This window comes from Acidovorax sp. AC410, from assembly GCF_979253235.1.
The window spans coordinates 3,442,184-3,463,475 of sequence record NZ_CEEDCG010000001.1 but is presented as its reverse complement, the minus strand read 5'-3'; the positions used below and the strand labels follow the sequence as shown (position 1 = coordinate 3,463,475).

The window sequence follows — 21,292 nt, the reverse complement described above, 5'->3', positions numbered from 1 at the left end:
AATTAGCTCCCGGCGGCGCAAGCAGGCCAGCGCTACAAATCGGATCTCCACGCGTAGAGGTTGGTCAGACGCAGTTCGTTCTCCAATTCGCGGGCGTCATTCATATTGTCAGACCCGACCCTTGCAGTAGCACATCGGCCGGTTCTGAAGGTCAGACCGGAACGCCGGAGCTCGCGGACCCGGATGCATCGTTCCTCGGTACAGCCTTTCGTCGGGCTAGGCATTGAGACTGCAGTTGAATGCCTGTCGGACTGGACGAATCTCGCTCATCGTTCATGTTGCCTTGTGGTGCTGAAGTAAGGCAATGCATGCGAGCTACCCATCCAGGAAAGTTGGCTTCGCGCGTAGGTCTGGTCTCGGGGGGAAACGGCTTCTGCGTTCGGATCGTCCAAGCTGGCTGTCGTGACGTCAATGCACGTCTCCCCATCCTCACGAAAAGTCAGTTGTGTGCCGCACTTGGCGCAGAAGGTGCGCATGCCACGCGGCGTTGACCGGTAGTTGCGCGGGAAGCCTTGCGTGAACCGAAAATTCATCGCCTCAACACTGCACCAGGCGACCACCGGCGCCCCCGTTGTCGCGCGGCACAGCGTGCAGTGGCATAAAGTGGCATTGGCCACGTCTCCCTGCAGCTCGTAACGCACTTCGCCGCAATGGCAACCGCCAGAGCGGATCTTCGATGTCGATGAAGGGCTTGTCATGATCGTTTCAAGTCGGGGATGGTTTTACTGAGCATCTGGGATGCGCGGGTGATGGCCTGCTTCTTCTTCCAGTAGCCAAGCCAAGGGTCCTCCTGCTGGAAGCTCAGGTATTCACGGGCTGTCGCGATGGTCCACTGCGCCCCGCCCTTGAGCTCCCTGATCTGCTCCCAGGCCACCGGCATTGAGACACCCATGCCTGGCCGTGACCGCGCCGAGAACGCGCACGCCGTCGTTTGCCCGTGCCCGTTGCGCAGGTAGTCGATGAAGATCTTGCCCACCCTGTTCTTGCCGCCCATGACGGCCACGAACTTGGACGGGATGACCTTGGCCATGTGCTTGACCACGGCCTGCGAGAACGCCTTCACCTCATCGAAATAGAGCTTCGGGGTGATAGGGACCACGACGTGCAGGCCTTTGCCCCCGCTGGTCTTGAGCCAGCTCTCCAGCCCCAGCTCGGTCAGCATCACCCGCGTGAGTTCGGCCGCCTCCTGCAGCATGGGCCAGGTCACGCCTTCGCCAGGGTCCAGGTCGAGGATGAACCGGTTCGGCTGGTTGATCCGCGCGATCTTCGAGTTCCAGGTGTGAAACTCCACGGCATTCATCTGCGCCGCGGAGATCAGTCCTTGCGCTGAATCGACCGCCAACAACGCTGCATGCTCAGGCCACAGGGCAGGGTCCAGGTCCTTGACGCCGGGCATCTTGCTTTCGGAATGCTTCTGGAAGAACAACTCTCCGGTGATGCCGGTGGGCGCGCGCACCAGCGACACAGGCCGGTTCTTCAAGTGCGGCAGCATGCGCTCGGCGATGCTCTCGTAGTAGCGCACCAGGTCGATCTTGCGCAGCCCAGTCGTGGGATCGATGACGCGCTCTGGATTGCTGATCTTCAGGCTGCTGGCCTTCGTCTTCGCTTTTGGCGCGGGGGCGGCAGTGGAGCTCGCGTTTGCTGGCGCCGCCTTGGCCCGCTCCCGAACGATCTCGCTGGCCGGCTTGTCCGTGCGGATTCCCCGGAACACGGCATGGCGGATGTGCTGGTCAGGCGTCCATTCTCCGAATGCGACCTCCACCACCATGGTCGGCTTCACCCACCGTTCGCTGCCGGCCCGGCGCTTGGACCACCGGCCGGGTTTGACTTCCGCCGCACTCACCGGCGGTGTTTTCACCTCCAGTTTCGTCAGTCGGGTGTGCAGGTCCCTGCCTGCAGCCGAATCCCAACCCGTACCGACCGAGCCCGCGTGGCGAAGGTGCCCCTCATCGTGGAAGCCCAGCAAAAGGCTGCCCACCTCCCTGGTGGCGTTAGACCGTTCAGTGAAGCCCAGCACCACGAATTCCTGGCGGTGCTGGCATTTAAGCTTGACCCAGGTGTCGGTGCGACCGGACACATAAGGTGCATCTGCGCGCTTGGCCATCACGCCTTCCAGCCCCATCTGGCAAGCCGCGCCCAACAGCTGCGCTGGCGGCACTTCGAACGACTGGCTGAAGCGCACGGTGTCGCTTTCACGTTCGTAGAACAGCTCTTTGAGCACGGCCCTTCTCGCTGCGAGCGGCACTGCGCGCAGGTCCATGTCGCCGAGGAAGGGCACGTCGAACACAAACAGCACGATGTCGGTAACCTGGGCGCTGTCAATGGCGTTCTGCAGGCGGTTGAAGTCGGGGATGCCGGCGTCGCTGAGCACGGCAATTTCGCCATCCAGCCAGGCGCTGGTCAGGCCCAGCTGGGCAACAGCATCGGCGATGGGGCGCAGCCTGTCGGTCCAGTCATTGCCGTTGCGCGTGAAGATGCGTATGTCGTCGCCGTCGATGCGGGCCATCACGCGGTAGCCGTCGAACTTGGTCTCGATGACCCAGTCCCCTTCCGGCACGGAGGACACAAGAGTGGCGAGTTGAGGCGCAAGCTTGGCGGGCAGCTTGGCTTTTCGGGCCGCCTTCAGTGCGGTGTCGGTGTCCGCTGCGCTTGTGCGCCGGGGTGCTGTAGCTTCCCTCGGCTCCCGCTCCTCGATCAATCCAAGGGGCTTGTCCACCACGCTATCAGGCAGCGCGGTGATCACGTCGTACTCGGTGCCTGGCCTTGCCCATGCGTCGCCGCGCTTCTTGAACAGCATCCACTGGTCCTGCTTTTTTTCGCCGGGCTTGGAGATGCGCACCAGCTCCCACAACCCGGCCAGCTTCTGGCCGTGCAGCTTGAACATCAGTTTGCCCTTGGCCAAGCCGTCGCGCGGATCGCCCACGGACTCCCATGTGCCGCGGTCCCATACGATGACCTTGCCCGCGCCGTACTCGCCCTTGGGTATTGAGCCTTCAAAGGTGTTGTAGTCGATCGGGTGGTCTTCGACGTGGATCGCCATGGACTTGGCGGCCGGATCGTACGACGGCCCCTTGGGCACGGCCCAACTGACCATGACGCCATCCAGCTCCATCCTGAAGTCGTAGTGCAAGCGCGAGGCCCAGTGCTTCTGGATGACGAAGTGCAGCGCATCCGATGGGACTGCCTTCTTGCCGCGCCTAGTGGGCTTGTGCACACCTGCAGGCTCTGCGGTCTTGCTGAAGTCGCGCTTCGCGTTGTATTTGGCGAGGGGGGTGTCCGGCGCCGATGCCGGCGGGGCCTTTGACATCTTCGCTGGTGCCGGGCTGGCTGCCGCTAAGGTCTTGCGGCGTGCGGGAGCCTTCTTCTGCACCGCCAGTTCAGCCCACACGGGGGCGTGGTCGCTGGCGCCTTCCCGACCACGTTCCTCGCGGTCCACACCGGCGTCCACCACCTTGAGCATCGGCCCTGCCAGGATATGGTCGATGCGCAGGCCGGCGTTGCGCTCCCAGCGGTTGCGGCGGTAGTCCCAGAAGGTGAAGGGCACGCCCTTCCTGTGTACCTGTTCGATGGCATCGGTCCAGCCCTGGGCCAGGATGGAGGCGTACGCCGCGCGTGGCTCTGGCTGCAGCAGCGCGTTGTCGCGCCAGGTGTCGGGCTTGTAGATATCGGCGTCGGTCGGCACGACGTTCCAGTCGCCCATCAGCACCACGGGGTAGCCAGAATCCCACAGCTCCTGCGTGCGCAGGCACAGGCGCTCGAACCAGCGCAGCTTGTAGTCGAACTTGGGGCCGGGCTGCGGGTTGCCGTTGGGGAGGTACAAGCAGGCGTAGAGTACGCCGTTGATGGCGGCTTCTACGTAGCGTGCCTCCTTGTCCGCCGTGTCGCCGGGCAGTGTGGTGATCACCGGCAAAGGCTCATGCCCGCGAGACAGTAGGGCCACACCGTTCCAGGCGCGTTGGCCCACCACCACGGCGCTGTAGCCCGCCGCTTCGATGGCTGCGGTGGGGAACTGCGCCGTAGGGCATTTGAGCTCCTGTAACGCGACGACGTCAGGCTGCGTGCGGCGCAGCCAATCGACAAGCAGCTCTATGCGCTTGTTGACGTGGTTGATGTTCCAGGTCGCAACGCGCACCGAATGCTCACCGGCCGCCCTTCAGGTGCGCCTCGACTGCTTTGGCGTCGTTGCCCACGGCTTTTACGGCGGCCTTGAGCTCGTCGACGGTCACACCGAACTTCTTGGCCCAGTCGCGCACTTCGTAGTCTTCACTCAGGCTGATGCGGGTGCGGTCCTGGCCGCCGGTCTTGGTCTTGTCATCGGACATGGTCGTCTCCTTGGGGTTGGTGGTCTATGACCGTCAGGCGGCTTTTCTTTGAGGGGCGGCTTTTGCTGGTGTTCTCTTAGCAGCTGCTTTCTTCGCGGGGGCCTTCTTGGCAGGGGACTTCGCTTCTTCCTTGGCGCCGCCCTTCAGGCTGCGCTTGAGCAGCGCGGTCAGGTCGATCACCTCGCCACCAGACTGTGGCGCTTCCTCTTCGGGCTCCACCACGGTCTTGCCTTCCCCGGCCTTGGCCTTCTTCTCGACGAGCTTCATCACCTGGATGCGGAACTCGTCCTTGAAGTCGTCGGGGTTCCATTTGCCGGACATCTCGGCGACGAGTTGCTTGGCCATCTTGAGGTCGGCGGCACTCACGCTCTTTGCGCCGGCAGGCGGCAGTTCCAGGGAGTCGAAGCCCTTGACCTCGTCGCCCCAGCGCAGCAGATTGAGTACGAGTGCCGGGCCCGAAGGCACCAGCGCGGCCAGGTGCTGCTTTGTGGCGATGACGACTTTGGCCAGGCCGATCTTGCCGGTGGCGATCAGCGTCTCACGCAGCAACGCATACACCTTGTCGCTCTTGTTGACCGGCGCCACGAAGTACGGCCGCTCCAGGAAGATGAAAGGCATCTCGTTGGCGTCGATGAAGCGCTCGATCTCAATCGTCTGCGTGGTCTTGGGGAACACCGCTTCGACTTCTTCGGGGCTGATGATGACGTACTTGCCGTCCTCGTATTCCACGCCCTTGACGATGTTGTCCTTGTCGATTTCCTTGCCGGTGCGCTTGTTGATGCGCTTGTAGCCAACCGGGTCCATGGTGCGCTTGTCCAGCCAGTCGAAGTCCACACCCTCGCTGGTGGCGGCTGTGTGCAGGCCCACCGGGATGTGGACGAGGCCAAAGGTGATGGCACCTTTCCAAAGGGTGCGGCTTCCAGTTGCCATGCTGATCTTCTCCACGCGCGGGGATCCCGGGTGGTCGCAATTTTGCGATCCGCCCATATTTGCTTACGTAGGTGCTTTCTCACGCATTTCGTAGGCCATCGCACCATCTATCGGTTAGGTGTCACGAGGGACAATGCGTTATGCGACTTGCCGTATTCATCACCGAGAACCACGCCGCCATCTTGCATGCGTGGATCGATTTTGCGCGCGATCAACTGCCCGCTGCGCGGGACCTTGACGATGTCGGGCTGGAAGACCACGGCAAGAAAATCCTGGAAGAGCTGGTCCGCAACATGGAATTGCCTCAGGATGAGGAAGAACGGCGCAGAAAGTCTGAAGGAAAGAGCCAACTGGCCTCCACCTCGGCGGGAGTACCCTCTCGAAGCCATGCGCGTCAGCGTGAGCGACAGGGGTTCGAAGTGGGCCAGATGGTGGCTGAATACCGTGCGCTGAGGGCAACGGTGTTGAGGCTCTGGCGAGCATCGGGCCGAGAGGCGCAGCTGCAGGACATAGACGAGGTGATTCGGTTCGATGAGGCAGTTGACCAGGCACTTGCTGAGTCCGTCGAAGTGTTCATTGCAGAACTGAACAAGGCACGCGACCTTTTCCTGGGAGTACTGGGGCATGACCTACGGGGGCCCCTCAGCACGATAGCGGGCGCAGCCACGGTGGAGCTGCGCAAGTGGCCGGGCGACGTACGCCACGCGCCGGTCGTCCTTCGCAGCGTGGCCCAGATGAAGGCTCTGCTTGATGACCTCATGGAGTTCACAACCCATCGCCTAGGCAAAGGACTCAGGCTATCCCCCTCGCATATGCAGCTCGACCAATTTGCTCGCAACACCCTCGATGAGATCGATGCCATATCAAGCGAGCGCGAGCTGATCCTGCAGAGTGATGGTGACCTCAGCGGCGAATGGGATCCTCGGCGGCTGCACCAAGCCCTGTCGAATTTGGTGTTCAACGCGTTGAAGTACGGATTTCCGAGTTCGCCCGTGTGGGTAGGGCTAGATGGGACCGGAGACGATGTGCTACTGACCGTGCGCAACACCGGTAAGCCCATTGCGGCCTCATTGCTGCCAAAGCTATTCGATCCCCTGGTGCGTGATGACTCTCGCGAGGAGTCTGAGGCTACAGACAGCAGCGCGCAGGTGGCGGGTGCGAACCTGGGCTTAGGCCTGTATGTGGTGCGCGAGATTGCCACCGCGCACGGGGGCTCGGTTGAGGTGACATCCAACGCCAGCGGCACCGAGTTCACGCTGCGGCTGCCACGATATTCCGTAGCCACCGAACACCCGCCAACTGGCAGCGAAAGGTAACCCCGCGGCGCGTGTCTGTTGATCCGTTGCACCTGCGGCAAACCCGCCCCACAATGTAGCAGCGCCACTGGATTGCCAGAAGTCCGCCATGTCGTTCGCTACTTCAGATCAAGCATCTGGCGCACCTTGCCAACGAGCGTCTCTAACTCGAAAGGCTTGGTCATCACCTCCATGCCTTGCGGAAGCAGGCCATTTCCCACTGCCGCCTTGTCCGCATAGCCGGTGATGAACAGTATGGGCAGATCGGGCAGCGTGGTGCGTACCATATCAGCGACCTGACGCCCATTCATTCCTCCCGGCAGCCCGACGTCGGTCACCAGCAACTGTATTCCCGCCACCGATTTGAATATGTGCAAGCCTTCGGTGCCATCCTGCGCACCCAGGGGGTTGTATCCAGCGTCCTTGAGCGTCTCTAGCACCAGCATCCGGATCGTCGGCTCGTCCTCGATCACCAGTACCATTTCTCCCGAGCTTTTTACCATTGGCTCGACAGGTAAGTCTTCTTCATCCGCTTCAACCGCGCCCGTGTACCTGGGTAGGTAGATCGATACCGTAGTGCCTACACCCACCTCCGATTCGATCACGACCTGCCCACCCGATTGCCGGACGAACCCATACACCATTGAAAGTCCCAAGCCTGTACCCTGTCCCAGCGGCTTGGTCGTGAAGAACGGGTCGAACGCACGCGCCTTCACATCTGCATCCATGCCGTATCCCGTGTCACGCACCTTCAAGCATACGTAGCTCCCTGCCTGGAGATCGAGCTCGTGGGCACATCGCGGGTCGAGCACCTCGTTTGATGTCTCTATGAGCAAACGCCCACCGTCTGGCATGGCATCACGTGCATTGATGCACAGATTCAGCAGTGAGTTTTCAAGCTGCGACGCGTCGATCATCGACGCCCATTCCTCTGCCACAAAGTGGGTTTCCACTTCGAGGGCTGGTCCCAGAGTCGTTTGAATCATCTCGACTACGCCGGAGACGAGCTGGTTGATGTAGATAGGCTTGGGATCGAGGGTCTGTCGCCTTGAAAAAGCGAGCAGCCGTTGGGTGAGCGATGCAGCTTTTCTTACGGACTTCATCCCCAAGTCGATGTAACGCCGGGCATCGTCCAACTTGCCCGCATCCAGGCGCTTCTGCAAAACCTGCAAGCTTGCGCTGACGCCGCCTAGCAAATTGTTGAAGTCATGGGCGATGCCCCCAGTAAGCTGCCCCACGGCCTCCATTTTTTGAGATTGCCGCAGGGCATCCCGGGCAGCAAGAAGTTCGGCCAGAGCAGCTCGCTCGTCGGTAATGTCGCGACCTACGGTATAGAAAGTGCCGTTCGGTGGATCCAACTCCGGCACTGCCGACCAAGCATAGGAGATGGGGACACCGTCGGCCTTGAGCAAGCGAACTTTGAAATGGTGGACAGGGCGACCTGCCACCAGTGCTTCAATGACGCTAGCGGTCTCCTGCAGATCGTCAGGGTGGATGATTTGAGCGAACGGCGTCGCCAAAAGCTCAGCCTCTGAACGCCCGAGTTGGCGGCTCCACGCCGGATTGATGGACAGCAGCCCGTCCCTCAAATGAAGCCACCGCGAAAAGATCGCGGCTCATATCCAGGATTCGTGTTCGCTCCCGGTCGGCCATAGCGAGCTGCTGTTTTTGCGACTCCACTTGTGCGGTGGTTTCGATGCAAACGCCGAAGAGCCCGGCCACTGCCCCGCCCGCTTCAGAGCGCACCGGGGTGTATGAAAAATCGAACACCGCGTTTTCCACCGTGCCCTGGCGGTCAAGCCCCACATGGAATCCCCTGAGCGCAATTGACTTACCTACAAGCACACGCTCGAAGTGTGGGCCCGGGTCTGCCCAGGCCTCAGCCCAGACCTTGCGCGCAGGCATCCCCAAAGCCTGTGGGTGTTTGCTGCCGGCTATCGAGATGAACGCATCGTTGTGGATCCATGTCTGTTCCTGCCCCCAGGCCAGAAACATGGGTTGGCGGGAACTGAGCACCAACTCCACCATAGCAACAAGAACTGGAGACCAGGAGGCATACGGCCCCAACGGAGTCGCCGACCAGTCGAACTCGTCGATCCGCTGCCGCATTTCCTGGCGTAGCGAGAGAGGTAAATGGATATTCGACACGGTAAAAGCAGTGGGCGCGTGAAATGCGAAGACTTGCCAAAAGCAGTTTTGACCAGCCAGAGCGTTTTAAACCCGAGCTGAACCCCTCGTACTGTTGTGGTCCATCACCGCGTACGCGTGTAGGCCTCATACGGGGTATGGAGCTCTACGCCCAGCAGGTATTTACAGCGCAGAGCGTTCGTGGCACAGCTGGCTGGCCATGGGCCGCCCTCCTTCAACTTCATGAACCCCATGCGAGGCCTCACCCAATTCGGCGTCAACGACGGGCGCGTCGAGACCGTGCCCGACGCTTTCCTTTGCCACGAATTCACCGGGTCTTAGCGTCCGGCTACAACAGGCCTATCGCGGCCCGATCTGACAGGCAATTGCGCCCCACGCTGGCATCCATGGCGCGGTGCGGCTTGCAATCTGGCACATGCACTCAGCCCCGAACCCACTCAATCCCCACGTCGCGGCAGCGAGCTGGAGCGATCGTGTCGCCCGTTACGTCGCCGCCGGACACCGCAGCCCGCGTTTCAAGGCCTCCGGTGCCGGCCCACAGGCTGCGTTCAGCCGATGAACGAAGCACTGCTCCCAGCCCTTAGCTTTGCGCTGGTGGGCCTTCTGCTCGTGGTGATGACGCTGACCAGTTCCTTCATCGCGCGGGTTCCGCTCAGCTCGGCCATCCTGTACTTGGGCGTGGGCGTGTGCATCGGCCCTTGGGGATTGGAGCTGCTCACCCTCGATCCGATCAAGGACGCAGGGCTGATCGAGCGCCTGACCGAAGTCGCAGTCCTGATCTCGCTATTTACTGTGGGCCTAAAGCTGGAGCTGCCGTTGCGCGACGCCCGCTGGCGCATTCCGCTGCAGCTGGCCACGGTGTCGATGCTGATCACCGTGGGAGCGATCACGGCCGTTGGCGTGTGGCTGTTGAACTTGCCGCTGGGCGCTGCCGTACTGCTGGGCGGGATTTTGGCGCCCACCGATCCGGTGCTGGCGTCGGACGTACAGGTTTCAGACCCGCAAGACCGCGACCGACTGCGTTTTGGTCTGACGGGCGAGGGAGGGCTGAACGATGGAACGGCCTTTCCCATAGTGATGCTAGGCCTGGGGATGCTGTCGCTGCACGACCTGGGCCACGGCGGCTGGCGCTGGTGGACAGTGGACGTGCTCTGGGCCGTGGTGGGTGGCGTGGGCATCGGCTTTGCGCTGGGCGCCGTCGTGGGCCGCGCCATCCTGTACCTGCGCATCCGTCGGCGCGAGGCGCTGGGGCCGGATGAGTTCATGGTGCTGGGCCTCATCGGGCTGGCCTACGGGGTGGCGATGCTGTGCCACGCCTACGGCTTTTTGGCCGTGTTTGCGGCGGGGCTAGCGCTGCGGCGCGTGGCCGCGCAGCCGCTGGCACAGGTGGCGCCGGGGCATGTTGAAGACCCCGAGCCTGCCATGAAGGAGCAAAAGGCCAAGGACGATGCGCAGGCCGCCGAGCGCTCGCCCGAGACGCCGCTCATTGATGAGTTGCCCACTTACCTGATGGAGTCGGTCGAGCGTTTCAACGCCCAGCTCGAACGCCTTGCCGAAGTGGCTGTGGTGCTGGTGGTCGGTGCTTTGCTCGCGGTGGTGGACTTTGGCGCCGAGGTGCTGTGGTTTGTGCCGCTGCTGCTATTCGTCATTCGGCCGCTGGCGGTCTACGCCGGGCTGGTGGGGGTTCGGATGCAGCGATCACAGCGCCGTCTGATCGCCTGGTTCGGCATCCGCGGCATCGGCTCGGTGTACTACCTGATGTACGCGATCACCCACGACCTGCAGCCCGTCATCGCCCAGCGGCTGCTAGCTATCACGCTGGCGGTGATCCTGGTGTCGATGTTGTTGCACGGGGTCTCCGTCACGCCACTGATGCGGGGTTATGAGAAGCGCAAGGAGGCGAGACGTGCGGTGGAGGAGTGAGGGCTGGGTCGGTGGTGCGTTCTGATTCGTGCTCGACCAATTTGGCGCAATCAGCCAAGCAGACCAGCGGCCCCTTGAGGCGATGCTTCAGTGCGGGATGCCGGAGAGGGATTCCGGTCACTGCATGCCTGTAGAAGATCCTGGTATGAGGGTTCACCTTTTCCAGGAGCACAACGCGCAAATCCAAAGCGTCTTGATCATGTCCGTGAGATGGTTCGGTGCAATGCTCGTTCATGAGAGCGGATCTTGAAGTCTTTCATGCTGCAGCCGGCCACACTCTTGCAGCGACGATGTGGCTGAGATCGTTCATGGGAACCAAAGCCCCGATTACCCACCGGTCACGGCGAGGCGGCGGATACAGCGCTGTCACACGTATCAACGTCGTTCGGCTGCAGGAGCGGCACCTCCGCCAGAAAAGGAGAGAGCCCGAAGGCTCTCTTGCTGGTCAGCGAAGGAAGATCGCGATCAGGATGATGATCGGAATGGGGACACCGAGGAACAACAAGAGCAGAGAGCGCATGGGAAACTCCTTGGGGGTTGGTTGATTGCGGGGATTACAGGTCGCGGTGGCGGCCGCCGAAGGTGGCCGCGAAGCTGGCGACGAAGGCGCCGACCAGCAGGGACACGAAGAGCCACAGCGCACCGTAGGCAGAGGCCTTGCGCGCCGTGTCTGCCGCTTCGGTTGCCTTGGCCTTGGCCTCGGCCAGCTTGGCCTGGGCCTTGGTGTAGGTTTCCGCCACGCGCTTTTCAGCTTCTTGCTGCGGGATGCCGGTGCGCTGGGCAACCACCTGGGCGACATACTTCACGTCCTCCACCGGCAGTGGAGCACCAGCGCTCAGGCTGTTGGCGAAGATGCGCGCCACTTCGGCGGTGGAGGTGGATGCAGATTGCGGGCTCGACGCGGCCGGCGCGGCCGGCGCGGCGGTAGCGTCCGCTGCAATGGGTGCCGATGCGGCTGCAGCCGGATCGGCCGCCGCCACGTTCTTGCGGAACAGCGAGTCCACCAGGTAGCTCGGCGACGAGTCGCTTTGCGATGCCTGGCCGGCCGCTGCAGCGGCGGCCCCCGTGCCGGCAGCGGCTGCGGTGGTGGCTGCGCCACCCGCCACGGCCGCACCCGCCTGCACCCCGCTGTCCACGATGGAGCCGATGGCCGAAGTCAGCATGGCTGCCGTCACCAGCGTGGCCACGGACCAGGCCAGAAAGCCGTGGGCCGTATCGCGGAAATAGGTTTCGTCGGTGTGCACCCCCACCCACTTCACGCGCAGCCGCCCGGCCAGGTAGCCGCCCATGCCGGACGCAGCGATCTGCGTGAACGTGATCCACAGGATGGTGGAGATACCGAAGGTGGTGGCGGCAATCCCCGATTGGGCCCACGGTGATACCGACGACAGCCCGAGCCCGGTGCCCAGTACCAGCAGGATGAGCGACAGCGAAGCAGCGCCTGCGGCACCGGCGAGAATGGCCGCCCAGCTCACGCCGCTTGCGTTTCGCAAAGAAACGTCACCCTCCAATGGTTGTGCGACCAGTCGGTCGGAGCCCGGTTCATAGGCGGTGGTGGTCATGGCTTTTGCCTCCTGTTGAGATGCCCCTAGGGTAGGCAGCAGGCAGCGCGCAAGGTGTTCCGTTTTGGTGCGTACCCATGTAGGCAAAAAGCCTGTGAGTGGAATCGGTTGGATACCGGCGTTTCAGGCTGCTACAGCACGCCTTGCCCCGGCTCACTGCCCCATCTGTGTGCGGGGGCCGCCCTGCGCCCTGTCAGCCTGCGAGGCAGGCATGCCCTCCTCGTCGATGGAGTGCACCTCCTTGTTTGAGCCAGCGACCTTGGCCCGCTCGGCCAGGCGCACATAGAAGCTGGCCACGTCGCGCAGGTCCTGCTCGTCCAGGTCCTCGATGCCTATCATGCGGTTGCTGGCCTCACGGTTGGCGGCCAGCAGCTCGTTGAGCTTGAGGTGGATGGCCACGCTGTCCTTGTTCTGGCTCTGCTGGATCAAAAACACCATCAGGAAGGTGACGATGGTGGTGCCGGTGTTGATCACCAGCTGCCAGTTCTCCGAGAAGTGGAAGATGGGCCCGGCTGCCGCCCACAGCACCACCGTGATCAACGCCGCACAGAAGATGCCGGGCGAACCCGCCCAGCGCGTGACGCGCGAGGCGAAATGGTCGAACGCGGTCTGCAGTGCCGAGCGGTCCGCATACGAGGGGCTGCTGGTCGACGGCATCGAGCCCAGGGCATCGGTGCCATCGCCCTGGGTCAGGACTTGCTGGTTCATGGAATGCCTGCCCCTCAGTCCTTGAGCGCCGAGCCCGGCTCGGCCATTTTGCGGTGCTGCTCGGCCAGCACCTGCGAGGGCGTGACCTTCGCCATGATGGCCTGCAGCTTGTTCTTGAGGCCGTGCACCACGTCGGCCTCGCCGTCCATCATCGCCGTAAAGCCGACCTTGGCCACGTCCGCCGGGTCGGCCTTGCCTTCGTCAGCCCCCAACTGGGTGTCCAGCATGTCGGCGCGGGCGAAGAACTCCGTGTCGGTGGCACCAGGCATCAGGCAGGTGACGGTGACGCCGGAGTCCTTGAGCTCGTTGCGCAGTGCCGCGGCGAATGAGTCGATGAAGGCCTTGGTGCCGTTGTAGACGGCCTGGAAACTGCCTGGCATGAAGCCTGCGACGGATCCGGTGATGAGGATGCGCCCCTTGCCGCGCCGGCGCATCGGGTGCCCGATCCTGTGCAGCAGATACAGGGTGCCCGTGATGTTGGTGTCGATCACATGCTGCACATCGGCAAAATCCTGCTCCAGAAAACCTTTGCCCAGCCCATGCCCGGCATTGGCCAGCAATGCATCCACAGGGCGCCCGGCGATGGCCTCGACCAGCGCGTCCACACCCTGGCGGCTGGCGAGTTCTGCCTGCACCACCGCCACCTGGGCGCCCAGCATGCGCAGGTCACTGGCCGCCTGGTCCAGTGCCTGGTCGGCCGCGATCACCAGGTCAAAACCCTCTTCGGCGCAGCAGCGGGCCAGGTGGAAACCGATGCCGGAGGAGGCTCCAGTGACGACGGCAAGGGGGCGATAGGGGTTGGACATAGTACGACTCCTGAAACGAGCCATTGTGGAATTGCGCCCTTCCCCGGATCGTCAGGAACCAGCCCAACGCACAGGGTGCGGAGTCCTACGTGGCGCGATGATCTGGAGGTGCAAAGAGGCCCTGGCGCCATGGCCTAGTAACTCTGGTGAACTGGCTTTTCTTCGAGGGGCGGCTTTCACTGGAGCCCGCTAGGCAGCCGCGTGCTTCGCGGGAGTCTTCTCGGCAGGTGCTCTAGCGCCGTCTTTGGCGCCGCCCTTCAGGCTGCGCTTGAGCAGTGCGGTGAGGACCATCACCTCGTCACCGGACTGTGGCGCTTCCTCTTCAGGCTCCACCACGGCCTTGCCCTCGCCAGCCTTGGCTTTCTTCTCCAAGTGCTTCATCACCTGGATGCGGAACTCGTCCTTGAAGTCGCCGGATTCCATTTGCCGGACATCGCGGCAACAAGCTGCTTGGCCATCTTGAGTTCGGCGGCGCTCACGCATTTAGCGCCCAGGTGGGGGCCAACCTGGGGCTTGGCCTGTACGTAGTGCGCGCGATTTCGACCGCTCACGGAGCTACGGTCGAGGTGACATCCGATGCCAGCGCCACCGAGTTCACACAGCGTAGCTTCGGTTCTCCACCCCTGCCGACCATGGGCGAATTGCTCGTAGCAGCTAGATCAATGCGCTCACTCGTGCGCGCAGCACTCTCGAACAGCTGCGGGTGTTTTCTATGCACTCCCGTTTTAGAAGTGCAGCAGCGCCGCATCTGACGCCAACGCATTGCGCTGGCCATCTCCGCCTATTCGGAAGTGGGCATTGGGGGCCTTGGCGATTTCCAGCCAGGAAGTGAAGTGCTTCCCCGGCAGGATCAAGGTTCCCACTGCTTCGTTGCTGCGAAGCTCGAAAGTGCCGATCGGCCCTTGGTCCTGGTTTGAGAATCCGACGAGCAGAGATGTCGCGGCGGTGCCTGAGCGCGGACCGATCAGTTCGATGAAGCCGGTCGCTTGCGGAACCTCGAGCGCATCGGCCCTGAAGGTTTCCAGGCCGCTTAGAACCAGGGCCCGATAGCTTCTTACCTTGATGATGACAGGGCCCTGCCATTGCGTGGCCAGATTCAAAGCCACATGTGCGAAATCGAGGCCGCGCTTGCTGTTGGGGTGAGTAAGGTTGCTCATAGTTGCTTTGGCTATGCGCCATGTTTTTGAGAATATGTCGATGGAAATCAGCTGAACCTTCAACAAAAACGCACCATATCTTTGCTTGCAGTACCTCCTTTTCGCCGGTGCACGGCTCTTTATTTCTTCGTAGATCTGCCGCTGATGAGACCGCGGTAAGCCCCGCCAATCGAGGGGGGCATACTTCAGTCATGCACGGCACAGTGCAGCTACACGCGGTGCACTTTGGTCAAGGTCGTCCGGGCCCATTCATCCAGCGACCAAGCCCAGTTGCGGCGCCACAGGTAGCGGTCCGGGCCATGTTGCTCGGCCAGCTGCATGCGGTGTGTAAACACGAACTCGATATCGAGCTGTGCCCCCAGGGGCAATTTCAGCGCACGCCGGGTGGCGACCAAGGCCGACTCCCATAGCGCAGCGCCCTCCCGTTCTGCGGCGGACACCATGCCATCGGCAGACCAGTGGCCGTGCCAAGCCTGCAAGGCAACGTGGTCTCGCCAAGCCATAAGGGGCTCCACGCCGCCCAGGGCGCAAACCATCCGCACGGCGTCGAGCGCTCCCAGGGCGGTGCGTTCATCCGGATACGGCGCGTCGGTAACTAGTTTGAGAAACATGGTGTGTACTCAGTAGCAGACAGGACGAGCTTCTGGTTGGACAGAGCGATGGTCGGGCCCCCTGCACTGGATGTAAGTCAGACAACATCCTGTGTTCGAACCGGACGCTCCCCATCGACTACCCTGTGTAGTAGTGAAGGCGAAACCCTTACGCCTTTCCAACTAACCAAGCCCGGGAGAGACCGACATGACGACGCCGAAAGACGAGCTGCCAGAGCGCATGGCAGAACTTTTTGACCGCTTGGCCGAACCCTTTCACACGGAGCTGATGGAGCAAAGCGCCAGACTTTCCGCTCAGCGCTACCTGCTGGAGATGCTGTATGCGCAGCAGTTCCTGAACCAGCCCGAGGCCTTCGAGGAGTTCATGGAAGGCGCCATCGACATGGCGCGCACGAGTTCCCGGCGTACAGAGCCCATGTCCGAAGACGTGGCGCTAGAGTTGCAGGCCCGGGTAGCCACCCAGCTGCAGCGGTTTCGGGAGTCCGTGGTGCAGCGGCTTGAACAGGGCTTGGGGGAGTAGGCTAGCAGCCGCAGCTTAGCCTGGGCAAGGGGCTTGCGTGCTTGAGCTGATGCCGAAGCTCAGCGCCCGGTCGTCCGTTGCCGTTCGGATCGCTGACTTCCAACCCAAAGACCGATGGCCAGACCTACAAGGCCAAACGCCACGAGGTTGGCGGCTGCACTGTGGGTAGCGTCGCGCTGACCCCCGTCGATAGCGGTGCCTCGCGAGGGCGAGAAAAGGTTGCCATCGGAGCGCGCGGCGGGCTTGGCACGGCGCAGTGCCCAGCGCGTGACCCTTTCCATGGTGGCGCCAACCCAGTTAGGCGCGAGCACATGGGCCAGCCGCCCCGGGCCCGCGCCCGCACCGAGCCAGGTCACCGCGCGCGGTCGGTCTATCAGTGATACCACGGCACTCGCCACCCTGCGCGGGTCCACCAAAGGGATGCGCGGCTGGATGTTGCTACCGGTGTAGTTGGCGCCGTGGGACAACCCCGGCGAATTCACGAATGTGGGGGCCACGTCGCACACGTGGACGTGCGGCAGGCTGGACACCTCAGCGCGCAGCGCTTCTGAGAGGCCGCGCAGACCGAACTTGCTGGCGGTGTAAGCCGCAGCATAGGGGGCAGGGATCCATCCGCCCACCGAGATCATATTGATGAGCGTGCCGCGCCCACGCTCGCGGAAGTGGCGCAATGCCACATAGGCCCCATTCATATGGCCCATCAGATTGGCCTCGACCACGCGCCGGTGCGATGCCAGCGGCGTCTCGTCAAATCGGCCAATGGCACCTACCCCAGCGCCGTTCACCCACACGTCGATGCGCCCATGCGCCAGCAGTGCCGCCTGAGCCAGGCGATCCATGGCATCGGCGTCGGTGACATCCGTCGGCACGCCGAGGGCGCCGTGGGCGCCTGCGGCCATGCAGGACATGGCCACAGGTGACAGGGTCTCCTGGTCACGCCCGGCCAAGATCAAGCGGGCACCGCGGCTGGCAAATTCAAGTGCAGTGGCATGCCCGATGCCGCTAGAGGCCCCCGTGATCACCACCACGATGCCCCGATGCGCTGAGACAGATGCTGGCGCTGAAGAAACTACAGCATTGGGGGAGATTTCTACAGGTGTCGTCATGGCTCTGGCTCGGGTTGGTACGGGACTGCGATCACGCCTGAGGCGGAGCTTGCAGGCATCGCCTGGGCCGTGGCTCGCGATCGCGGTTCATCGTTGTAGTGCGAGGGTGCACGAAGCGCTGTAGGACCAAGCCACTAACAGGCACATACCGACAGCAGCCATCGGTTAAAAGCTGTCTATCGGCACCGTCCTACTCTGAAACACCTTTGCCAGTTTCAGCATGCGTGCAGGTGGCGCCTTGCTACTCTTCTAAGGAGACAACTATGACCCATTCTCACCAAGGTTCCAACCCTGTTTCACGCCGCTGGATCGCTGTGCCACTGATCGCGGCTTCCATGCTTGCGATGACAGCTTGTGATCGCAACAAGACCCCGCAGACTGGTACCACGCCTAGCTCATCGATGGGCCCAGCATCCGCGCCGACGCCAAGCTCTGCAGACAGCATTCCCTCCGGCTCTACAAGCAGCGGCAGCATGGCGCCCAGCGGAGGCACAGCGGCAGGTGATGCGGGTACCGGCTCCGTTGGAAGTACGACATCAGGCGCTGCTTCTGGGAGCCCTGCTGGCAACACAAACGCTGGTAGCGGCAACCCTGGCAGCGATGGAGGTGCCGGCACAGGCGCTGGAACTGGACCAGGCGCGGGTGCAGGTTCCGGAGCAGGCAGCGGAGGAGCAGGTACTGGCGCCGGAGCGGGCACAGGCAGCGGAGCTGGCACTGGCACTGGCGCAGGTACCCGCTGATCCGCTCGTGGCGCGATCTATCGGAAGCCATCGTGTCGGATGAGCGGCAGTGGCGCTTGGGCACCAAGAGCTAGCGTATTGGTTCGAGCAGCTCAAAACAATGCTGAGCAATTGTCTTTCTGCCAAACCCTCAAGGCTATCTCGCGCGCGTGCACGAGGCGGTGAAAGCTCTTGGCTTGGCATCTTCCCGCGCACTGTCTTGATACGCCGTCAAAGCGTGAGTCCTCCAATCAGGTAATGGAGGAGGACTTTCGCACAGAGCACTTGAGCACCTGCGACATTTGCCGCAGCGCAGCCTCTTTGAACTCCTCGTTCTCCGCGGCCGTACAGTCGCGCGGCACCCACACCTTATAGCCACGCATGTACGCATCCATCGCCGTAAGGTGCACGCACATATCGGCAGCCAACCCGGCAACAATCAATTCGCGCGCCTTGAGCTGCTTGAGCAGGTGCTCTAGCGGAGTGCTATGGAACGCAGAATGCAGCGGCTTGAGGATGGTGAGGTCGTTGTCCCCAGGCTCCAGCAGCGTGGCCATTTCCCCGCGCGCCCCAGGCAGAGCCTTGCAGGCGGTAAGAAGGTCTTTGAATTCCGAGCGCCAGATCCCGTAGTTGTCGTTGGCGTAAATGGCCGTCACGCCGCTGGCGGCCAAGCGCTTTTTGAGCCGCGTTGTGGCTTGCGCGGCCTGCAATGCGGCCGGCACCAGCTTTTCAGCCCCAGGAAACTGCATGGGATTGATGAAGTCCACCAGCAGCAGCACCCTCGGGCTGGGCCGAAGATGTGGTTTTCTGGCCTGTTGAAAGTAGCTTGGCTGCATTCCTCAACTCACTTCACTCTCGTTATCGGTCTTTGCCAGGCCGCGCATGTTCATGGCGGCCAGGGAGATCCTGGAACAGTGCCACGTCCTGTCCCGTCACCGATGGACGGAAGCCCCCAGCAGCGTTGTAGGTTGGGCAGTGATACCCAGATTGGCTCTATGAATGTGGAGGTGCCCATCGCGGTAGAACGAATGGCAATGGGCGCGCACCTCATCCGCTTGCGCATTCCAGTCGCGCACCTTCACCGTGCCGCACACCGCAGGGGCGTTATGAAGGTGACCCAATAGATGCGGACAGCACATCAACGGTTCACTCCACAGGAATCACGAAAGCTTGCAACTGGTGCAGCTTGCCATCCTTGAAGCGCCACACATCGCAGTAGGAGTGCCGTACGGACTCGCCGGCGTCGTTCTTCAAAGTGATTTCGCCAATGGCGGTGAGCCAGTCGCCGTCGGCCACCATGTGCTGCACCTGGAATATTGGTGGCTCTGGATACGCCGTTGGCATCCATTGGCGCACGGCTTCCTTGCCCCGCAGCGTTTTATCGCCCACGAATGCCCATTCCGTATCCTCGGTGCAGAGTGCGAGAAATCCCTCAAAGTCGAGTCGCGAAATGGCCGCGTTGGCTTGTCTCAAAGTTTCCTTGTTGGCGTCCTTCATGCATGCTCTCCTGGCTTTGATTGGTTTCTCCCCCGGCACGAAATCTCAGAAACCACGGTGAGCCTTGCCTCACGCGCAAATCGGAGGCCGGCTGCGGTGGCGCGGTGCTCAGCGCGTAGGGTCTTTGCCTGTGATGGCGGTAATCGTGTAACCCAGTTCGGCGAGCCGTTCTTCCGCTGTGGCGCCCTCCCGGCCGTCCGGTATAGAGCCGCCCGCCTTTTCCATCGCGAGAGTGCAGAGGCCTCGGGCCAATGCAGAGCGCGAGGGCTCAGTTTCGAAGAGGTCCGAGAGATAAATTTCGGTGCCTTCATCGTTTTCGGCCGTGATGGTCCATAAGCGCTTTGGCATTGCGGCATATCCTCCATTGGAATCTCGACGCTACCCAGGGCGGTAAGTGGCCAGGGTAGAACCGGCGCAGTCATCGCCGTTGGCAGATCAGGCCTGAGGCGTTTTATCCTTGGGATCCGGAACGCTGGGGCCGTTACCGTCTGACAAGCCCGCACCAGGCGCTTTGCCAACATCGCCTTGATCACCTGTATTGTGGTCTGGCATAACCCAAGTTCCACCAGTGCGCCTGGTGTTACCGCGCGGGTGGTCCTCACTCCCATCGTCAAAGTTCAGTTGTTCGGACGTCGTGGGCGGCGAATCCACGACACCACGATCGCCTTTGTTCAAGCCACTTGGCGGCACCTGTCCGGCCTGGTTGCGATCAGACTGATTGCCGTCGTTCTGTGACGACAACTGAGTTTGGTGTTGAGACATAGCATTTCCTGATGAGGCGCCGACCGTAGGGTGGGCGAACACATTCATGGTGCGCCGCAGACGAATGTATGGGTGTCGGCATCGTGCGAACTGCCGCGTAGGAAAGGGCGCAGCGGGCGGGGCCCTCTGTAGGAGATCCCTGCCGGGAAGTTGGCATGTCTGCCTAGTCTCACCTGCGTTTGCAGGCCGTACTTTGACAGTTTTCCAACCCAGCCCGGCAGGCCTCAATCGAGCAGTCTGCGGGTGACCCCAAGGAGACCATCATGAGCGAGCTTCGTACCAGTCCACTTGATCCCGAGAACAAACCTGGCGCTGGCGCCGTCGTCGGAGGCGCAGCAGGAGGGATTGCCGGTGGAGCCGCTGCAGGCGCCCTGGCAGGCGGTCTGACTGGGCCAGCAGGCGCTGCCATAGGGGCAGTGGTGGGCGTCGTGGCAGGCGCCGTTATGGGCAGCAAGGCAGTGAATCCCGCAGCGGAAGACACCTACTGGCGCGAGAACTTTTCTTCGCGTCCTTATGGCAGCGGATCGACCTACGAGGAGTATCAACCTGCCTTTCAGTATGGCGTGGATTCCTATGCCAGGTACCCGAATCGCACGTACGAAGACATCGAACCCGAGCTTGGCAGAGACTGGGGCGGAATCCGCGGGCGGTCTTCACTTGAATGGGAGAAGGCGAAGCACGCGACCCGCGATGCATGGCACCGGGTGAGCAACGCTGTGGAGCGGGCAGTTCCCGGTGATTCCGACAAGGACGGTCGCTAAGAACTGCATGCGGGGCATCTTCAATGCCTCTTTGCTGTCCTCAACTTTTGGAGAAACCCATGCAAGAAAAACCCAATGATCCACATCCTCTCAGCGACCTCGCCTACGACTGGATCACCTTGATTCAGAACAAGGCCCAGGCACTGATGGCCTACGACCAGTACATCAAGGACGCCGAAGCAGCAGGCTCGCCAGAGTGCGCCGCATTCTTCAAGAAGGTCCACGACACCGACAAAGCACAGCTCGCCGAAGCGAAACAGCACCTGCTGGCGGTGCTTCAAGGCAAGATGGGTGATACCAAGTAGGTCTCAGCAGCGAGTGCACCAGAATGCACCGTGGGAGGGCTGTAAAGGCTGCATAGAACCATCCCGGCTGTTTAAGCTTGCCCAAGATGCAAGCCCATCAGCGCAGGCAGTTACGGATCAATGAGCCCGCGTAAGTCCGCTGCTGCGGCCTTGCCTCAAC

The 21,292-nt window shown here is 62.2% G+C and carries 22 protein-coding genes; 6 read left to right on the top strand and 16 right to left on the bottom strand.

The window, feature by feature from the left end:
* Window positions 1-266: 266 nt before the first annotated feature.
* Genes AC0IZS_RS16130 through ku form a run of 4 tightly spaced genes read right to left on the bottom strand, consistent with a single transcriptional unit; the run spans window position 267 to window position 5,252 of the window.
* Entirely contained in the window at window positions 267-698 is a 432-nt protein-coding gene (locus tag AC0IZS_RS16130; RefSeq protein WP_082608145.1) for a GFA family protein, read from the bottom strand.
* Window positions 695-4,132 (bottom strand): DNA ligase D, encoded by a 3,438-nt coding sequence (gene ligD / locus AC0IZS_RS16125; protein WP_471636519.1) that lies wholly within the window; start codon window positions 4,130-4,132, stop codon window positions 695-697. Before ligD ends, AC0IZS_RS16130 begins: the two co-directional genes overlap by 4 nt.
* A 7-nt stretch (window positions 4,133-4,139) precedes the next feature.
* On the bottom strand, window positions 4,140-4,322 hold the full coding sequence (locus AC0IZS_RS16120) for a DUF3606 domain-containing protein (RefSeq protein WP_471636518.1): 183 nt from the start codon (window positions 4,320-4,322) through the stop codon (window positions 4,140-4,142).
* A 33-nt stretch (window positions 4,323-4,355) separates the two neighbouring features.
* Window positions 4,356-5,252 (bottom strand): non-homologous end joining protein Ku, encoded by an 897-nt coding sequence (gene ku, locus AC0IZS_RS16115; protein ID WP_471636517.1) that lies wholly within the window; start codon window positions 5,250-5,252, stop codon window positions 4,356-4,358.
* A gap of 140 nt (window positions 5,253-5,392) precedes the next feature.
* Here ku and AC0IZS_RS16110 point away from each other — a divergent pair, with 140 nt between their 5' ends.
* Window positions 5,393-6,568: a sensor histidine kinase gene (locus AC0IZS_RS16110; RefSeq protein WP_471636516.1), complete on the top strand. Its 1,176-nt coding sequence runs from the start codon at window positions 5,393-5,395 to the stop codon at window positions 6,566-6,568.
* Window positions 6,569-6,666: 98 nt separating this feature from the next.
* Here the strand turns inward: AC0IZS_RS16110 and AC0IZS_RS16105 are convergent, their stop codons facing one another.
* The gene (locus tag AC0IZS_RS16105) at window positions 6,667-8,067 is read right to left on the bottom strand and encodes an ATP-binding protein (protein WP_471636515.1); all 1,401 of its coding nucleotides are present in this window, start codon (window positions 8,065-8,067) and stop codon (window positions 6,667-6,669) included.
* A gap of 4 nt (window positions 8,068-8,071) precedes the next feature.
* Entirely contained in the window at window positions 8,072-8,695 is a 624-nt protein-coding gene (locus AC0IZS_RS16100; protein ID WP_471636514.1) for a hypothetical protein, read from the bottom strand.
* A gap of 555 nt (window positions 8,696-9,250) precedes the next feature.
* Here AC0IZS_RS16100 and AC0IZS_RS16095 point away from each other — a divergent pair.
* Window positions 9,251-10,618: a cation:proton antiporter gene (locus AC0IZS_RS16095; protein WP_471636513.1), complete on the top strand. Its 1,368-nt coding sequence runs from the start codon at window positions 9,251-9,253 to the stop codon at window positions 10,616-10,618.
* A 554-nt stretch (window positions 10,619-11,172) separates the two neighbouring features.
* On the opposite strand, the gene AC0IZS_RS16090 is transcribed toward AC0IZS_RS16095, so the two are convergent.
* From AC0IZS_RS16090 to AC0IZS_RS16065, 6 genes are all read right to left on the bottom strand, one after another.
* Window positions 11,173-12,180: a hypothetical protein gene (locus AC0IZS_RS16090; RefSeq protein WP_471636512.1), complete on the bottom strand. Its 1,008-nt coding sequence runs from the start codon at window positions 12,178-12,180 to the stop codon at window positions 11,173-11,175.
* A 153-nt stretch (window positions 12,181-12,333) separates the two neighbouring features.
* Window positions 12,334-12,888, bottom strand: coding sequence for a low affinity iron permease family protein (locus AC0IZS_RS16085; RefSeq protein ID WP_471636511.1), 555 nt, complete (start codon window positions 12,886-12,888; stop codon window positions 12,334-12,336).
* A gap of 14 nt (window positions 12,889-12,902) precedes the next feature.
* Window positions 12,903-13,694: an SDR family NAD(P)-dependent oxidoreductase gene (locus tag AC0IZS_RS16080; protein WP_471636510.1), complete on the bottom strand. Its 792-nt coding sequence runs from the start codon at window positions 13,692-13,694 to the stop codon at window positions 12,903-12,905.
* A 189-nt stretch (window positions 13,695-13,883) separates the two neighbouring features.
* A complete protein-coding gene (locus AC0IZS_RS16075; RefSeq protein ID WP_471636509.1) occupies window positions 13,884-14,117 on the bottom strand; it encodes a hypothetical protein in 234 nt (77 codons plus the stop codon).
* Between the two features lie 302 nt (window positions 14,118-14,419).
* Window positions 14,420-14,914 carry a hypothetical protein gene (locus AC0IZS_RS16070; RefSeq protein ID WP_235516165.1) on the bottom strand — a complete coding sequence of 165 codons (495 nt, stop codon included), beginning with the start codon at window positions 14,912-14,914 and terminating at the stop codon, window positions 14,420-14,422.
* A 146-nt stretch (window positions 14,915-15,060) separates the two neighbouring features.
* Window positions 15,061-15,462: a hypothetical protein gene (locus AC0IZS_RS16065; protein WP_471636508.1), complete on the bottom strand. Its 402-nt coding sequence runs from the start codon at window positions 15,460-15,462 to the stop codon at window positions 15,061-15,063.
* A 187-nt stretch (window positions 15,463-15,649) separates the two neighbouring features.
* Here AC0IZS_RS16065 and AC0IZS_RS16060 point away from each other — a divergent pair, with 187 nt between their 5' ends.
* Complete coding sequence (locus AC0IZS_RS16060; protein ID WP_057201342.1) at window positions 15,650-15,982, top strand: hypothetical protein; 333 nt, start codon at window positions 15,650-15,652, stop codon at window positions 15,980-15,982.
* Window positions 15,983-16,041: 59 nt separating this feature from the next.
* Here the strand turns inward: AC0IZS_RS16060 and AC0IZS_RS16055 are convergent, their stop codons facing one another.
* Complete coding sequence (locus AC0IZS_RS16055) at window positions 16,042-17,088, bottom strand: SDR family oxidoreductase (protein WP_471636507.1); 1,047 nt, start codon at window positions 17,086-17,088, stop codon at window positions 16,042-16,044.
* A 522-nt stretch (window positions 17,089-17,610) separates the two neighbouring features.
* On the opposite strand from AC0IZS_RS16055, the gene AC0IZS_RS16050 reads away from it, so the two are divergent.
* The gene (locus tag AC0IZS_RS16050) at window positions 17,611-17,871 is read left to right on the top strand and encodes a hypothetical protein (RefSeq protein WP_471636506.1); all 261 of its coding nucleotides are present in this window, start codon (window positions 17,611-17,613) and stop codon (window positions 17,869-17,871) included.
* 187 nt (window positions 17,872-18,058) lie between these two features.
* Here AC0IZS_RS16050 and AC0IZS_RS16045 read toward each other — a convergent pair whose 3' ends face one another.
* The 3 genes from AC0IZS_RS16045 to AC0IZS_RS16035 form a co-directional block, all read right to left on the bottom strand.
* Window positions 18,059-18,643, bottom strand: coding sequence for a cysteine hydrolase family protein (locus AC0IZS_RS16045; RefSeq protein WP_057267972.1), 585 nt, complete (start codon window positions 18,641-18,643; stop codon window positions 18,059-18,061).
* Window positions 18,644-18,953: 310 nt separating this feature from the next.
* On the bottom strand, window positions 18,954-19,304 hold the full coding sequence (locus AC0IZS_RS16040) for a nuclear transport factor 2 family protein (RefSeq protein ID WP_471636505.1): 351 nt from the start codon (window positions 19,302-19,304) through the stop codon (window positions 18,954-18,956).
* Window positions 19,305-19,412: 108 nt separating this feature from the next.
* Entirely contained in the window at window positions 19,413-19,652 is a 240-nt protein-coding gene (locus tag AC0IZS_RS16035; RefSeq protein ID WP_057201347.1) for a hypothetical protein, read from the bottom strand.
* A 677-nt stretch (window positions 19,653-20,329) separates the two neighbouring features.
* Between AC0IZS_RS16035 and AC0IZS_RS16030 the strand changes: the two genes are divergently transcribed.
* Entirely contained in the window at window positions 20,330-20,827 is a 498-nt protein-coding gene (locus AC0IZS_RS16030; protein ID WP_082604096.1) for a hypothetical protein, read from the top strand.
* A 59-nt stretch (window positions 20,828-20,886) separates the two neighbouring features.
* Window positions 20,887-21,132 (top strand): hypothetical protein, encoded by a 246-nt coding sequence (locus AC0IZS_RS16025; RefSeq protein WP_057201348.1) that lies wholly within the window; start codon window positions 20,887-20,889, stop codon window positions 21,130-21,132.
* Window positions 21,133-21,292 lie beyond the last annotated feature (160 nt).

Bases quoted from the DNA above. Each gene is read 5' to 3' on its own strand.
- AC0IZS_RS16055 (WP_471636507.1), bottom strand. From the start codon at position 17,088: ATGACGACACCTGTAGAAATCTCCCCCAATGCTGTAGTTTCTTCAGCG.
- AC0IZS_RS16060 (WP_057201342.1), top strand. From the start codon at position 15,650: ATGACGACGCCGAAAGACGAGCTGCCAGAGCGCATGGCAGAACTTTTT.
- ku (WP_471636517.1), bottom strand. From the start codon at position 5,252: ATGGCAACTGGAAGCCGCACCCTTTGGAAAGGTGCCATCACCTTTGGC.
- AC0IZS_RS16045 (WP_057267972.1), bottom strand. From the start codon at position 18,643: ATGCAGCCAAGCTACTTTCAACAGGCCAGAAAACCACATCTTCGGCCC.
- AC0IZS_RS16085 (WP_471636511.1), bottom strand. From the start codon at position 12,888: ATGAACCAGCAAGTCCTGACCCAGGGCGATGGCACCGATGCCCTGGGC.
- AC0IZS_RS16065 (WP_471636508.1), bottom strand. From the start codon at position 15,462: ATGTTTCTCAAACTAGTTACCGACGCGCCGTATCCGGATGAACGCACC.
- AC0IZS_RS16120 (WP_471636518.1), bottom strand. From the start codon at position 4,322: ATGTCCGATGACAAGACCAAGACCGGCGGCCAGGACCGCACCCGCATC.
- AC0IZS_RS16040 (WP_471636505.1), bottom strand. From the start codon at position 19,304: ATGAAGGACGCCAACAAGGAAACTTTGAGACAAGCCAACGCGGCCATT.
- AC0IZS_RS16090 (WP_471636512.1), bottom strand. From the start codon at position 12,180: ATGACCACCACCGCCTATGAACCGGGCTCCGACCGACTGGTCGCACAA.
- AC0IZS_RS16095 (WP_471636513.1), top strand. From the start codon at position 9,251: ATGAACGAAGCACTGCTCCCAGCCCTTAGCTTTGCGCTGGTGGGCCTT.
- AC0IZS_RS16035 (WP_057201347.1), bottom strand. From the start codon at position 19,652: ATGCCAAAGCGCTTATGGACCATCACGGCCGAAAACGATGAAGGCACC.
- AC0IZS_RS16025 (WP_057201348.1), top strand. From the start codon at position 20,887: ATGCAAGAAAAACCCAATGATCCACATCCTCTCAGCGACCTCGCCTAC.
- AC0IZS_RS16080 (WP_471636510.1), bottom strand. From the start codon at position 13,694: ATGTCCAACCCCTATCGCCCCCTTGCCGTCGTCACTGGAGCCTCCTCC.
- AC0IZS_RS16075 (WP_471636509.1), bottom strand. From the start codon at position 14,117: ATGGAATCCGGCGACTTCAAGGACGAGTTCCGCATCCAGGTGATGAAG.
- AC0IZS_RS16030 (WP_082604096.1), top strand. From the start codon at position 20,330: ATGAGCGAGCTTCGTACCAGTCCACTTGATCCCGAGAACAAACCTGGC.
- AC0IZS_RS16130 (WP_082608145.1), bottom strand. From the start codon at position 698: ATGACAAGCCCTTCATCGACATCGAAGATCCGCTCTGGCGGTTGCCAT.
- AC0IZS_RS16110 (WP_471636516.1), top strand. From the start codon at position 5,393: ATGCGACTTGCCGTATTCATCACCGAGAACCACGCCGCCATCTTGCAT.